Source organism: Methylophilus sp. E2MeOHC9 (assembly GCF_058744375.1).
The window spans coordinates 974,603-987,884 of sequence record NZ_CP196024.1; the positions used below are offsets into that span (position 1 = coordinate 974,603).

Sequence of the window (13,282 nt, forward strand, 5' to 3'; positions counted from 1 at the left end):
GCCTTCGAGTCGATTATGCGTTCAGTGGATCATTTTCCTGTAGCTCCATGCCCGCTGCCAGCAAGGCCAGGCGCGCCACCACACCATAGGCGTAGAAACGGTTAGGCGGTGCATCTGGCGCGTCGGAACAGTCGGGCAGGGTACAGGGTTTTTCAAACGCTAGTGGCACAAACTGCATGCCGGGCGCATTGAGGTTTTCATCGACACCACGGCTGGTGTGCACGCGGTAAAAACCGCCAATGACAAAGTGATCCATCATGTATACCACCGGTTCGGCCACGGCATCATTGATGTTTTCAAAGGTATACACCCCTTCTTGTATCATCACCTCGGAGACTTCCACGCCTTCTTTGATCACCGACATTTTGTTACGGGTTTTACGGTTGAGGTCGCGCACTTCGTCGGCCGACTTGACGCTCATAATGCCCATGCCATAGGTGCCTGCATCAGCTTTTACGATGACAAATGGGGCGTGCGTGATGCCGTATTCGGCATACTTGGCGGCGATTTTTTTCAGCATGGCATCGACTTTGTCGGCCAACTGGTCTTCCCCGACGCGGGCATGGAAATCAATACCGCTGGCCGTATCAAAATAGGGGTTAAGCAGCCAGGGGTCTATATTCAATAGTTTGGCAAAGCTTTCTACCACTTTGTCATACGCCGCGAAATGTTGCGATTTACGGCGGGTAAACCAGCCTGCATGCAGCGGTGGGATCAGGTTCTGTTCCAGGTTTTGCAGCAGGTCCGGCACGCCACCAGAGAGGTCGTTATTGAGCAGGATGGCACAGCTATCAAACGCCGGATAATCGACGCCTTCGAAAGTGACGGCTTTTAATTTGAGGCGATTTTTTTCACGCACCAGCGGTTCCAGGATCAAAGGCAGGCCATCATGGGTTTCCAGCCGGGTGACTTCGGTGATCTCAGGTGAAAGGCTGCCTACGCGTACTTCCATGCCCGCCGCTTTGAGGATATGGCAAAGCTCAACCACATTCCGCAGGTAGTAAGTATTACGGGTATGGTTTTCTGGAATCAGCAATAAACGGCGTGCATCAGGACAGATTTTTTCCACCGCCACCTGTGCCGCCTGTACTGCCAGGCTGAGGAATTCCGGATTCAGGTTGTTAAAGCCACCGGGAAACAAATTGGTATCCACCGGCGCCAGTTTAAAACCCGCGTTGCGTAAGTCCACGCTGGCATAAAAGGGCGCGGCGACTTCTTGCCACTGGCCACGGAACCAGTGCTCGATATCCGGCATGGCTTCCAGTATACGCTTTTCCAGGCTGACCAACGGGCCGCTCAAGGCGGTGGTTAAATGGGGAACCATATCTTGCTCCTATGCAAATCTTTTTGGGCTGGCTTTTCAGGGCGTTGGCCAGCGATGCTTTTCATTATGCTTCTTGTGCGATGACGGCATGGGCTTGCGCATCCGCATGGTAACTACTGCGCACCATGGGGCCGCTGGCGGCATTATCAAAGCCCATGGCATCTGCTTGCTGTTTAAACCAGGTAAACGTATCAGGCGTGACATAGCGTAGCACGGGCAGGTGATGCACACTGGGTTGCAAATATTGCCCCAGCGTCAGCATACTGACATTGTGCGCACGCAAGTCGCGCATGACGGCTATGATTTCTTCGTCTGTTTCGCCCAGGCCCAGCATAAGGCCGGATTTTGCGGGTATATGCGGATACATCTCGCTGAATTGCTTGAGCAAATTCAGCGAGTGTTGGTAATCAGATCCTGGGCGTGCCTGTTTATACAAGCGCGGCACGGTTTCCAGGTTGTGGTTCATGACGTCTGGCGGTGCTTCACGCAGGATTTTCAGTGAAATGTCGAGGCGACCACGGAAATCCGGCACTAGGATCTCGATTTTGATATTGGGGGACTGGGCACGGATGGCGCGGATACAATCCACAAAATGCTGGGCGCCGCCGTCAGGCAAATCATCGCGGTCTACCGAAGTCACCACTACGTAGCGCAGTTTCATCTGCGCGATGGTACGCGCCAGGTTTTCTGGCTCATTCTGGTCAGGTGGCAGCGGTTTACCGTGTGCGACATCGCAAAACGGGCAGCGACGGGTGCAGATATCACCCAGGATCATGAAAGTCGCGGTGCCGCTGCTAAAGCATTCGCCAATATTCGGGCAACTGGCTTCTTCACACACGGTATGCAGGTTGTTGTCGCGCAGGACTTGCTTGATCTCCTGGAAGCGGGCGGAATCCGGTACTTTCATGCGTATCCATTCCGGCTTGCGCAGCACAGGCATAGGTACGATCTTAATTGGAATACGCGAGGTTTTTGCAGCGTCGATTTCTTTGACGCCAGCCACCTTTTTCGCCGGGCGTTCGGTTTGGCATTTATCTGACATGCGCCAGTTTCTCTTTCAATCTCTGGGTTAACTCAGCAGCGATATCAGCCATGGTTAACGGAATCTGTAATTCTTTGGTTTGCGTCATTTGCATGCCGGCATAGCCACACGGGTCTATGTCAGCAAATGGCTGCAAATCCATCTCAATATTTAAACTTAAGCCATGATAACAGCACTGATTTTTAAGGCGTAATCCTAATGAGGCGATTTTTTTACCGGCCACATAGACACCTGGAGCATCAGCGCGTGCTTCCGCAGGCACGCCATATGCTGCCAGGAATTCTATCAGGCTATTTTCCAAGATGGAGACGAGTTGCCGTACATTCAAGTGATGGCGTGCCAGATCGATCAGGCAATAGATGATCAGCTGGCCTGGGCCGTGGTAAGTGATTTTGCCACCACGGTCTACATTCACCAGCGGAATAGTGTTTTCGGGCAGGCGTACACCGCGCCGGTTCAGGCCCAGGGTGTAAACCGGGGGATGTTCGGTGACCCATAACTGGTCAGCGGAGTCGGCGTTGCGTTGCGCCGTATAGGCCTGCATGTCGGCCAGGGTGACTGCATAATCAGTCAGGCCCAGCTGGCGAATTTCCAGGGCAGGCATGGGAGGTGAAGAAGAGACTACAGCACGACCTTGACCATCGGGTGCGAGGTCAGGCTGCGATAGATATCATCCAGTTGCGGTTTAGAGGTGACATAGACCGTGCAAGTCAGGCTCAGGTATTTGCCATTGCTGCTGCCACGGATTTCGATCAGGTGCGTATCAAACTCCGGCCAGTGGGCTTGTATCACACGCGTGACTTCAGCGCTAAAGTCATCATGTGTTTCACCCATCACCTTGATAGGAAAGTCGGTAGGAAACTCAATCAGGGTTTCTTCTGTCGCTGGTGTTTCTTCTACTCCGGCGGCTTGCTCTGGCGGATTCTGATCTTGCTGGCTCATACGGTCACCTGTTTGATACGCTGTTATTGCAAGTACAAACGCACTTGGTCGATCATGCGTGAAAAAATATTACTGGCTTCCACTGCCTGCATGGTCACCAGTGGCACGCTGTGAACAACCTGGTTATTGAGCGTAAACTCAATTTTGCCTACTGTTTGTTGCGCCTTGAGTGGCGCTTCCAGCGGTTTGGCTATGCGTACATTGGCCTTCATATTGGCGTATTCGCCTTGTGGCAAGGTCAGGTATACCGGTCTGGCGACAGTCAGATCGACTTCGCTTTCTGTGCCTTTCCAGACTTTCTGGCGGGTAATCGCTTTAGCGGCCGGATAAATCAGTTTTGATTCAAAGAACTGGAAACCGAAGTTGAGCAGTTTCTGGCTTTCAGCCGCGCGCACATTGTCAGAGGCCGTGCCCAACACTACTGAAATCAAGCGGAAATCATTACGCTTGGCTGAAGAGATCAGGCAATAACCTGCTGATTCAGTGTGCCCGGTTTTCATGCCATCGACGGTAGGGTCGAGGAACAGCAAGCGGTTACGGTTAGGCTGGGTGATCTTGTTATAGGTATAAGACTTTTGCGAATACAGGCGTGCGTAGTCTTGCGGATAATCGCGGATCAGCGCATTGGCCAGGATAGACAAATCACGCGCCGTCGTCGTGTGGGTAGGGTCTGGCAAGCCGGTAGAGTTGATGAAATGGCTGTTTTTCATGCCCAGTGCCACCGCTTTTTTGTTCATCAGCGTGGCAAACAGTTCTTCACTGCCGGCAATGCCTTCTGCCAGTGTAATCGCTGCATCATTGCCAGACTGGATGATCAGCCCATGCAGCAGCTCGTCAACCGTAACTGTCATCGTGGTGTCGATAAACATTTTAGAGCCTTCGACCTTCCAGGCTTTATGGCTCACCGGCAATGTTTGCGTCAAGGATAAACGCTTTTGCTTCACGGCTTCGAAGGCGAGATATGCTGTCATCACCTTGGTCAGGGAAGCGGGTTCCACCGGCATATCCGGATTGCTGGCCGCCAGTAATCCGCCGGTATTGGCATCGCGCAATACAAAGGCTTTAGCGGCCAGTGTCGGTGACGGAACATTCAGGGTGACGGTTTCAGCCGCCAGCGTGATGATAGGTAAAGAGAGTAGAAGTGCAATGCAAGAGCGCCACATGGTTAGTCACTTAACGAGAAAAACAGTCAATGAGAAAAAACCCTAAACGGGAAACAAACTTCACGCAGGAAAATCTAGCGTGAAAAAACAATTACCGGGAAAAAATCAGTGCAGGTAACTGCAGTTGGTCACGCATCTGGCTGGCAGCCTGTGCGGCCAATGCGTGATCTGGATACGGCCCCAGCACAACCTGGAACAGCTTGCCATTATACACTTTGTTGAGCAGGGTTTGTGTCTCGGGGATGCTGTTGGAGATGCGTTTTTGCAAGCGGTCGGCATTTTCTTCCTGCCCGAAGGCGCCTACCTGTATGTAAATGCCATTGGTTTCCAGCCCACTGGCATTCATACTCGCCGGGGAGGGCGGGCTGGCAGGCGAAGGCGTACCTGCTGATACCGGCTGGACGATCTGCCTGGTCACCTGCACGGTTTCACTGGATGCTGGCGGCGTATCTGCTGCTGCTGCGAGCGTAGTGTCTATCAGTGTGATTTCTACCTGGCTGGAACCATGCTGGATAATATCCAGTTGTTTGGCTGCCGCATAAGATAAATCAATAATGCGCGGCCGCCCGAATGGCCCGCGGTCATTGACCCTGACGATCACCGATTTGCGGTTACTGAGGTTGGTCACGCGTGCGTAGCTGGGCAGAGGCAAGGTTTTGTGCGCGGCGGAAAGCTTGAACATGTCATAGACTTCGCCGCTGGCGGTTTTGCGGCCATGGAATTTCTTGCCATACCAGGAGGCATGACCGGTCTGGGTAAATGGGGTGGCAATGCTAGTCATCGGCGAAATCGTCTCGCCATTGACAATGTAAGGTTTGGTGGTGGATTTGACGATAGGGTCCAGCCTGGGTGTGACCGTGGTTTCCAGTGGCGTATTCGGGTCTATGCCATCGGTGGCATTGCCTTCGAATTCAGGTTTCGGGTCAATATTGATCACGCGCGGCCCCATGATAGTCGGTGCCGAGGGCGCTGTTGCCTGTGGTTTTGCGGCTGGCCGCTCAGCCGGCGTACTTTTGCTAGCGGGTTGTGAGGGCGTGGTCTGGCGCGGCGGCATACTGCTGCTACACGCGGCCAGCAGGCTGGTAAGCAATAGTATTCCCAGCAGATTCAAATTAAAAGACATCCTATCCTCACTCAATGACAGCACTAGTCGGTCGCCACTAATCTGTAGCAACCAGGCGTTTATGCGATTGCACACTCATTAACAAGCCCAGGCTCAGGCCCAGTGTTAAAAGTGAGGTGCCGCCATAACTGACCAATGGCAGCGGAATGCCCACCACCGGCAAAATGCCACTGACCATGCCCATGTTCACAAAGCAATAAGTGAAGAAGGTGGCAGCAATACTGCCCGCCAGCAGGCGCGAAAACGTATTTTTGGCTTGCGAGGCAATGATGAAAGCGCGGCCAATGATGATGATAAACAGCAGCAATAACAGGCAGCAGCCCACCATGCCAAATTCTTCGGCAAACACGGCAAAAATAAAGTCGGTGGTGCGTTCAGGCACAAAGTCCAGTTGTGACTGGGTGCCGTTTAACCAGCCTTTGCCTGTCATGCCGCCAGAGCCGATCGCAATCGTTGCCTGGATGATATGGTAACCCGCGCCCAGTGGATCCTGGCTGGGGTCTATCAAGATCTCGACCCGGCGCCGTTGGTAATCATGCAGCATAGACCACAAAATAGGCAGCGCGGCGCCAAACGCAATCGCGCTGCCAAAAATAAATTTCCAGCTCAGCCCGGCCAGGAAAATGACGAAAAAGCCTGAAGCAAAAACCAGTGTGGCGGTGCCCAGATCAGGCTGTTTGGCGATCAGTAACACCGGCACCAGCAAAATCACGCCTGCGACCAGGTAATCGGTGGTGCGCAACATGGTTTCGCGTTTGGAAAAATACCAGGACAGCATGATAGGCACGGCCAGTTTCATCAGCTCGGACGGCTGGATCTTTGTCACGCCCAGGTTTAACCAGCGCCGCGCGCCGTGGCTGATATCGCCTATCAGTGCGACTGCGAGTAAGAGCGTCAAGCCAAAGATATAGACAGGAAAAGCGATACGCTCGATCAATAGCGGCTGGGTATTCGCCACCACCAGCATCACCGCCATCATGATGATGATATTGATGATTTGCGCATTCACTTTGGTCAGTGACTGGCCCGAGGCGCTGTATAACACCATCAGTGCGACCACCAATACCATGAGCACGGTGGCTAGCAGGATGGAGTCTATATGCCTGATAAAGCGGACGATCAATTGTCTAATCATGAGGCTCTTCCTCTTCTGGTGCATTAGGTACAGTGACTTCTGGCACCGCAGCCGCGGCCGGGTCAACCGGCACTTTGCCGAGCAGATAATAATCCATGACCTTGCGCGCAATCGGGCCCGCAGTTGAGCCACCATGGCTACCGTTCTCAACAATCACCGCGACGGCAATTTTTGGGTCATCCGCAGGGGCATAAGAAATAAACCAGGCATGGTCGCGGTGCCGCTCGTTGATCAGTTTTTCGTTATATTTCTCATTTTGCTTGATGCCGACCACTTGCGCCGTGCCGGTTTTCGCAGCGATCAGGTAACCTGCATTGGCGCCAATCGCAGCAGCCGTGCCGCCAGGCTGGGTCACATCCATCATCCCCAGTTTGACGATTTCGAGGTTATTAGCGCCTAGATTCAACTGATCGGCAATGGCATGCGGCAGCAAGCTCACCTGGTTGGTTTTAGAGTTCACAATCGCATTCACCAGGTGCGGGCGTATCGATTTGCCGCTGTTGGCCAGCATGGCAGTGGCATGCGCCAGTTGCATGGGCGTGACCAGGGTGTAACCTTGCCCGATGCCGACAATGACGGTTTCGCCCATATACCAGGGTTGTTTGAAGCGTCTTTTTTTCCAGGCTGGCGTGGGTAGCAGGCCTGATAATTCGCCCTGGATATCGATATTGGTTTTTTCACCAAAACCAAAATGCCGCACAAAATCGGTCAGCCTGTCTATGCCCAGTTCCATTGCCAGGCCGTAGAAGAACGTGTCGCAAGACACGGTAATCGCCCGACGCATATCCACGGCACCATGGCCGGAGGGTTTCCAGTCACGGTAGCGGTGGCGGCTATTCGGCAGCATGAAATAGCCAGGGTCGCTGATAGCGAACGGCGGCTGGCGTTTGCCGGATTCTAATCCTGCCAGTGCCACAAACGGTTTAAAGGTAGAGCCTGGCGGATAAATACCTTTCAGGCTACGGTTGATCAGCGGCTTATCCAGCGAGTTATTCAGCAGGTTCCAGTTATCGTAATCAATGCCATCCACAAACAGGTTGGCATCAAATGAAGGCATGCTGGCCATCGCCAACACTTCGCCGGTTTTGGGCTGGATGGCGACCAGCGCGCCGCGTCGGCCTGCAAATTCATGTTCGGCGATTTCCTGCAATTTGGCGTCCATAGACAGCACGATATTATTGCCGGAAGTTGGTGATGCGCTGGAAAGCACGCGCACCGCGCGGCCATCCGCATCGATTTCTACCTGCTGGAAACCGGTGATGCCATGCAATTGCTCTTCGTAGGCTTGCTCCACCCCGGCTTTGCCAATGTGCTCGGTGCCTTTGTAATTTGAGAGCTGGTTGTTCTCTTTCAGCTGCTTGAGGTCATTCTCATTGATACGGCTGATGTAGCCAATGGCATGGGTCCCCAGCGTGCCATAAGGATAGTGGCGGAATAAGCGCGACTTCAGTTCTACGCCGGGAAAGCGGAAGCGGTTCACAGCAAATTTGGCCGCTTCGTATTCATTCAGGTGGGTGCGGATAGGAATGCTCTCAAACGTGTGGCTTTGCCCGCGCAGTTTTTTAAAGCGCTTTAAGTCGGTAGGCGAGATCTCGACCAGTTGGCCCAGTTCTTCTATCGTATCCTGCAGGTCGTCGGTTTTAGAGGGGGTGATTTCCAGCGTATACACAAAAAAGTTATGCGCCAGGATAATGCCGTTGCGGTCAGAGATCAGGCCGCGGTTGGGCGTGATCGGGACGATCGAGATGCGATTGTTTTCTGCCAGCGTCTGGTAGTAATCGTAGCGGTAGATCTGTAGAAAATAAAAGCGCCCGGCCAGTGCCGAAAACGCGGCAATCACCACTAATACCAGAAAAACCAGGCGAACCCTGAACTTGTGCTGTTCGTTCTGATGGTTCTTGAGTTCGGTGCTATACCCCATGCGCTTACAGCTTTTTCGGGCGCGACAGTTCGCCAAACCACATAATCATGATTTGCCAAAGAATCAGGTCGGAGATAATCGGTAAGCCATAGGTCCAGTCAGGCAATTCGCCGCCTGCAAAAAGCTTTAGCAACATAATCAATACACGTTGCATGCCAAACAGGAAGATCAGGTAAAGATACAGCTGCCAGCGGTTAAACAGCACCAGGCGGCGCTGATAGATCGTACCCAGGAAACCTGTGATCGAAAAAGTCAGTGCGTGCTGGCCCAGCAGGCTGCCGGTGGCCAGGTCTACGAGTAAGCCCGCAAACCAAACCCAGCCAATGTTGCAGTGGTAGGGGGCTTGTAACAGCCAGTACAGCGCAATCACCAGCAGAAAATCTGGCCGGATAATCACGCCGGAGTTAGACCACGGATAGAGCTGGAACACCAGCCCGACCAGCAGGGTAAAAAAGAAAGTGCTAAACTTAACCGGCTTCATGGGTGCCCCGGTATGGTCGTGGTCTGGCCATTATTAGGTGGCGTGCTGCCAGGTGTAGTACCTGCTGGCGGTGCCGTCGGCGAGATAGGTGTGGTTGGCGCAGGTTCACTGTCTGTCGTGTCCAGGCTAGGGATCTCGGTGACGGGATGCGGGTCTACGGCGGCATTATTTTTCTGCAGTACATCGACCACCGATTGGTCCAGGTGTTGTGCGTTATTACGCGGCAGCACCGGTTTATTGTCAGTCACCGGGTTGATGGCCGCAGCTTCCGGGATCTTTAAGATCAATACGTGTTTATGGTTGTTCACCCCGGCGATCGGCCGGCTGACGATTTTGGCAAACGGTGAATCCTGGCTTTGTTTAATCTGCGTCACAATAGCGACAGCCAGCCCGGCAGGGTAAACACCATCAATGCCTGAAGTCACCAGTTTATCGCCGACTTTGATATCGACGCTGGTCGGCAGGTAGGGGATATCCAAAGTGTTGCGTTTGCCTTCACCGAACGCAATCGCCCGTAACTGGTTACGTTCGATCTGGATAGGAATGGATAGTTTCTTGTCGGTGATCAGCGTCACTTCACTGGTGAACGGGTAAACGCGGGTGATCTGGCCAACCACGCCCTGTTCATCGACCACTGCTTGCCCGGGCGTGATGTCGTGGCGGCTGCCACGGTTGAGCGTGATGATATTGCTGAACGGGTCGCGGCCCATATGCATCACTTCACCTAGTGTGGCTTTGGGGATGATAGGCGCATCGCCGGCGAGCAGTGTGCGTAAGTGCACATTTTCGGCATCCACAGTCGCTAGCCGTTGCAACGCGGCATTGTCAATCAGGCCCTGTTGCTTCAGCTTGAAGTTTTCCTGGATCAGCTGATTGTGCGAAGTGAAGTAAGTGTTGATATTGCGCCCCCACTCATTCGGGGCACTGGCGACGATTTCCAGTGGATGCAGCGCAGCGCTGAACCATTGGCGGACCTGGCTCAGGTATTCAAAACGCGCGTCTATAGCCATCATGACCAGCGACACGGTGCAAAAAAACATCAGGCGTGAAAATGGCCGCGGCCCCTGGATAAAAAAGGCCGGGGATTCGTGCGGGTCAAGCTGTTGGTGTATGCCTTTGAGCATGATGAGGGTGTCGCCAGCCAGACCTTGTCTTATTCACTGGCAAATACATTGCCCAGCTTGTCCATTTCTTCCAGCGCCCGGCCACAACCACGGGCCACACAGGTGAGCGGGTCTTCAGCCACAATGACTGGCAATCCGGTTTCTTCAACCAGCAAGCGGTCCAGGTCACGCAGCAATGCGCCGCCGCCAGTCAGCACCATGCCTTTTTCTGCAATATCGGCACCCAGTTCAGGCGGTGTTTGTTCCAGGGCAGATTTCACTGCGCCAACGATAGAGTTCAGGGGCTCAGTCAGTGCTTCCAGGATTTCGTTGCTGGAAATCGTGAATTTACGTGGCAAGCCTTCTGCCAGGTTGCGGCCGGTGACTTCCATCTCCAGCACTTCAGAACCAGGGAAAGCAGAACCGATTCTTTTCTTGATCGCTTCAGCGGTGGGTTCTGAGATCTGCATGCCGTAGTTACGGCGGATGTAGTCAATAATCGCCTGGTCAAATTTGTCGCCACCGACGCGTTCGGATTTAGCGTAAACAATACCGCCCAGTGAAATCACGCCCACCTCAGTGGTACCACCACCGATATCCACCACCATGGAGCCAGTAGCTTCAGCGACCGGCATATCGGCACCGATCGCAGCTGCCATCGGTTCTTCAATCAGGAACACCTGCTTGGCACCTGCGCGCTCGGCAGATTCTTTGATGGCACGGCGTTCAACCTGGGTAGAGCCGACCGGCACACAGATGATGATGCGTGGGCTAGGGGAGAACCAACGTGATTCGTGTACTTTGCGGATGAAAAACTTGAGCATTTGCTCAGTGATGGTGAAGTCGGCAATCACGCCATCCTTCATCGGGCGTATCGCCTGGATGTTCGCTGGTGCGCGGCCCAGCATGCTTTTCGCATCGGAACCTACTGCCAGTAACACCTTTTTACCGTTAGGGCCGCCTTCGGTACGAATGGCCACTACAGACGGCTCGTCCAGCACGACACCCTTGCCGCGCACATAAATCAGCGTGTTGGCTGTGCCAAGGTCGATGGCGAGATCATTGGAGAAGTAGCTGTTGAGTGCACCGAACATGTTTTATCCTGTAAAATTCCGACTTTTGAACTGTCAGCCGAGTGTGGCTTGAAATCAAGGTATAATAGCGCAAAACGCACATGAAATTAAGATGTGATTTCGAATTCTTGAAGACTTAACCTCTATGGCACTCAATCTTGAAGACATCAAACGTATAGCTCATCTGGCTCGCATCGAAGTCAGTGACAGTGAAGCGCAAGAAACTTTAAATAAACTTTCCGGCATTTTAGGGCTCATTGAGCAAATGCAAGCGGTAAATACCACCGGAATCGCCCCCATGTCCCACTCCCAGGATGTGACTCAGCGCCTGCGTGAAGACGTGGTCACGCAAACCAATCAGCGTGAATTATTCCAGTCGATTGCGCCTGCCACGCAAGATGGTTTATATCTTGTGCCCAAGGTCATTGAATAAAAAATCGATTACATGCACTGATCGAATAACCAGTCGCTCCCTCTCATACGGTTTTAATGATGATTAACAGTAGCCTCAAACAGCTGGGTCAACAATTGGCCAGCAAACAAGTTTCCAGTGTCGAGCTCACGCAAGCCTATTTGCAGCGAGTGACGCAACTCAATCCGGCCATCAACGCCTTTATCACTCTTGATGAAGAAAAAACCCTGGCCCAGGCCAAAGCTGCGGATGCGCGCATTGCCACCGGTGATTTTGGCCCGCTGACGGGTATCCCGCTCGCACAAAAAGATATTTTCTGCGCCAAAGGCTGGCGCACCACTTGCAGCTCAAAAATGCTGGAAAAGTTCATTGCGCCGTATGACGCGCATGTCATCAGCCAGTTTGATGCCGCCGGTGCCGTGAATCTGGGCAAAACCAATATGGACGAATTCGCCATGGGCTCTTCCAACGAGACCAGCTATTTTGGTGGCGTGAAAAACCCGTGGGACTTCGACCGCGTGCCTGGTGGCAGCTCAGGCGGTTCCGCCGCCGCGGTGGCAGCGCGCTTGTGTGCCGCCGCCACCGGTACCGATACCGGCGGTTCCATTCGCCAACCGGCCTCGCTGTGTGGCTTTACTGGCCTGAAACCTACTTATGGCCTGGTTTCACGGTACGGCATGATCGCGTTTGCTTCTTCGTTAGACCAGGCAGGCCCGATGGCGAAATCGGCAGAAGACTGTGCGTTGATGCTCAACGTCATGGCCGGTTTTGACGAACGCGACTCCACCAGCGTCAACCGTGAAAAAGAAGATTACACCCGCGGCCTGGCCGCCATGACGGGCGACCAGCCGCTAAAAGGCCTGCGTATCGGCCTGCCTAAAGAGTACTTTGCAGAAGGCCTGAGTGCCGAAGTCGCCAAAGTCATTGAAACCGCGATTGCCGAGTACAAAAAACTGGGCGCAGTTATCGTGGATATCAGCCTGCCAAATAACAACCTGTCTATCCCGGTGTACTACGTGCTGGCGCCGGCCGAAGCCTCCAGTAACTTGTCGCGTTACGATGGTGTGCGCTACGGTCACCGGGCTGCCGAATATAACGATCTGCTTGAGATGTATACCAAATCCCGCGCCGAAGGCTTTGGCGCCGAGGTCAAGCGCCGTATCCTAATCGGTACCTATGTATTAAGCGCTGGTTATTACGATGCTTATTACCTGAAAGCCCAGCAGATCCGCCGCCTGATCGCGCAGGATTTTGTAGAGGCGTTCAAGCACTGTGATGTGATCATGGGCCCGGCTGCCCCTTCGACAGCCTTTAAAGCCGGGGAGAAGACCAGCGACCCGGTCGCCATGTACCTGGAAGATCTCTATACCATTGCCGTTAACCTGGCCGGTTTGCCTGGCATGAGTGTCCCGGCAGGTTTCACCCAGAATGGTGACGGCAAACCATTGCCGGTCGGCTTGCAGATTATCGGTAATTATTTTGATGAGGCGCGCATGCTGGATGTAGGCCACGCTTATCAACAAGTCACAGATTGGCATACACGCATGCCGGAGGGCATCTAAC

General features: G+C 53.5%; 13 protein-coding genes. 2 read left to right on the plus strand and 11 right to left on the minus strand.

The genetic code is table 11. The features are described 5' to 3' along the window. Positions 1-13 precede the first annotated feature (13 nt). From gshA to ACSSVF_RS04715, 11 genes are all read right to left on the minus strand, one after another. Positions 14-1,324: a glutamate--cysteine ligase gene (gene gshA, locus ACSSVF_RS04665; RefSeq protein WP_492405801.1), complete on the minus strand. Its 1,311-nt coding sequence runs from the start codon at positions 1,322-1,324 to the stop codon at positions 14-16. 64 nt (positions 1,325-1,388) lie between these two features. Then, positions 1,389-2,366 carry a lipoyl synthase gene (lipA, locus tag ACSSVF_RS04670; protein ID WP_492405802.1) on the minus strand — a complete coding sequence of 326 codons (978 nt, stop codon included), beginning with the start codon at positions 2,364-2,366 and terminating at the stop codon, positions 1,389-1,391. Further along, positions 2,356-2,970 carry a lipoyl(octanoyl) transferase LipB gene (gene lipB / locus ACSSVF_RS04675; protein WP_492405803.1) on the minus strand — a complete coding sequence of 205 codons (615 nt, stop codon included), beginning with the start codon at positions 2,968-2,970 and terminating at the stop codon, positions 2,356-2,358. The genes lipA and lipB overlap by 11 nt, the downstream gene beginning before the upstream one ends. A gap of 17 nt (positions 2,971-2,987) precedes the next feature. Continuing rightward, a complete protein-coding gene (locus ACSSVF_RS04680; protein ID WP_492405804.1) occupies positions 2,988-3,308 on the minus strand; it encodes an HP0495 family protein in 321 nt (106 codons plus the stop codon). Between the two features lie 23 nt (positions 3,309-3,331). After that, entirely contained in the window at positions 3,332-4,471 is a 1,140-nt protein-coding gene (locus ACSSVF_RS04685) for a D-alanyl-D-alanine carboxypeptidase family protein (RefSeq protein WP_492405805.1), read from the minus strand. A gap of 91 nt (positions 4,472-4,562) precedes the next feature. After that, the gene (locus ACSSVF_RS04690) at positions 4,563-5,594 is read right to left on the minus strand and encodes a septal ring lytic transglycosylase RlpA family protein (RefSeq protein ID WP_492405806.1); all 1,032 of its coding nucleotides are present in this window, start codon (positions 5,592-5,594) and stop codon (positions 4,563-4,565) included. 37 nt (positions 5,595-5,631) lie between these two features. Continuing rightward, positions 5,632-6,729 (minus strand): rod shape-determining protein RodA, encoded by a 1,098-nt coding sequence (gene rodA, locus ACSSVF_RS04695; RefSeq protein ID WP_492405807.1) that lies wholly within the window; start codon positions 6,727-6,729, stop codon positions 5,632-5,634. Beyond that, the gene (mrdA, locus tag ACSSVF_RS04700) at positions 6,722-8,650 is read right to left on the minus strand and encodes a penicillin-binding protein 2 (protein ID WP_492405808.1); all 1,929 of its coding nucleotides are present in this window, start codon (positions 8,648-8,650) and stop codon (positions 6,722-6,724) included. Before mrdA ends, rodA begins: the two co-directional genes overlap by 8 nt. Positions 8,651-8,654: 4 nt before the next feature. Then, positions 8,655-9,131: a rod shape-determining protein MreD gene (gene mreD, locus ACSSVF_RS04705; RefSeq protein ID WP_492405809.1), complete on the minus strand. Its 477-nt coding sequence runs from the start codon at positions 9,129-9,131 to the stop codon at positions 8,655-8,657. Next, positions 9,128-10,255, minus strand: a complete 1,128-nt coding sequence (gene mreC / locus ACSSVF_RS04710; RefSeq protein ID WP_492405810.1) for a rod shape-determining protein MreC — start codon at positions 10,253-10,255, stop codon at positions 9,128-9,130. Before mreC ends, mreD begins: the two co-directional genes overlap by 4 nt. A 29-nt stretch (positions 10,256-10,284) precedes the next feature. Beyond that, complete coding sequence (locus tag ACSSVF_RS04715; RefSeq protein WP_055830500.1) at positions 10,285-11,328, minus strand: rod shape-determining protein; 1,044 nt, start codon at positions 11,326-11,328, stop codon at positions 10,285-10,287. A gap of 124 nt (positions 11,329-11,452) precedes the next feature. Here ACSSVF_RS04715 and gatC point away from each other — a divergent pair, with 124 nt between their 5' ends. Beyond that, positions 11,453-11,740, plus strand: a complete 288-nt coding sequence (gene gatC, locus ACSSVF_RS04720; protein ID WP_492405811.1) for an Asp-tRNA(Asn)/Glu-tRNA(Gln) amidotransferase subunit GatC — start codon at positions 11,453-11,455, stop codon at positions 11,738-11,740. A 59-nt stretch (positions 11,741-11,799) separates the two neighbouring features. Continuing rightward, positions 11,800-13,281, plus strand: a complete 1,482-nt coding sequence (gene gatA / locus ACSSVF_RS04725; protein WP_492406306.1) for an Asp-tRNA(Asn)/Glu-tRNA(Gln) amidotransferase subunit GatA — start codon at positions 11,800-11,802, stop codon at positions 13,279-13,281. Position 13,282: the final 1 nt, after the last annotated feature.

What these genes read in the sequence shown, in the direction of transcription:
- ACSSVF_RS04715 (WP_055830500.1), bottom strand. Translation starts at nt 11,328, where the DNA reads ATGTTCGGTGCACTCAACAGCTACTTCTCCAATGATCTCGCCATCGAC.
- mreC (WP_492405810.1), bottom strand. Translation starts at nt 10,255, where the DNA reads ATGCTCAAAGGCATACACCAACAGCTTGACCCGCACGAATCCCCGGCC.
- mrdA (WP_492405808.1), bottom strand. Translation starts at nt 8,650, where the DNA reads ATGGGGTATAGCACCGAACTCAAGAACCATCAGAACGAACAGCACAAG.
- ACSSVF_RS04680 (WP_492405804.1), bottom strand. Translation starts at nt 3,308, where the DNA reads ATGAGCCAGCAAGATCAGAATCCGCCAGAGCAAGCCGCCGGAGTAGAA.
- gatA (WP_492406306.1), top strand. Translation starts at nt 11,800, where the DNA reads ATGATTAACAGTAGCCTCAAACAGCTGGGTCAACAATTGGCCAGCAAA.
- ACSSVF_RS04685 (WP_492405805.1), bottom strand. Translation starts at nt 4,471, where the DNA reads ATGTGGCGCTCTTGCATTGCACTTCTACTCTCTTTACCTATCATCACG.
- gshA (WP_492405801.1), bottom strand. Translation starts at nt 1,324, where the DNA reads ATGGTTCCCCATTTAACCACCGCCTTGAGCGGCCCGTTGGTCAGCCTG.
- rodA (WP_492405807.1), bottom strand. Translation starts at nt 6,729, where the DNA reads ATGATTAGACAATTGATCGTCCGCTTTATCAGGCATATAGACTCCATC.
- lipA (WP_492405802.1), bottom strand. Translation starts at nt 2,366, where the DNA reads ATGTCAGATAAATGCCAAACCGAACGCCCGGCGAAAAAGGTGGCTGGC.
- gatC (WP_492405811.1), top strand. Translation starts at nt 11,453, where the DNA reads ATGGCACTCAATCTTGAAGACATCAAACGTATAGCTCATCTGGCTCGC.
- mreD (WP_492405809.1), bottom strand. Translation starts at nt 9,131, where the DNA reads ATGAAGCCGGTTAAGTTTAGCACTTTCTTTTTTACCCTGCTGGTCGGG.
- ACSSVF_RS04690 (WP_492405806.1), bottom strand. Translation starts at nt 5,594, where the DNA reads ATGTCTTTTAATTTGAATCTGCTGGGAATACTATTGCTTACCAGCCTG.
- lipB (WP_492405803.1), bottom strand. Translation starts at nt 2,970, where the DNA reads ATGCCTGCCCTGGAAATTCGCCAGCTGGGCCTGACTGATTATGCAGTC.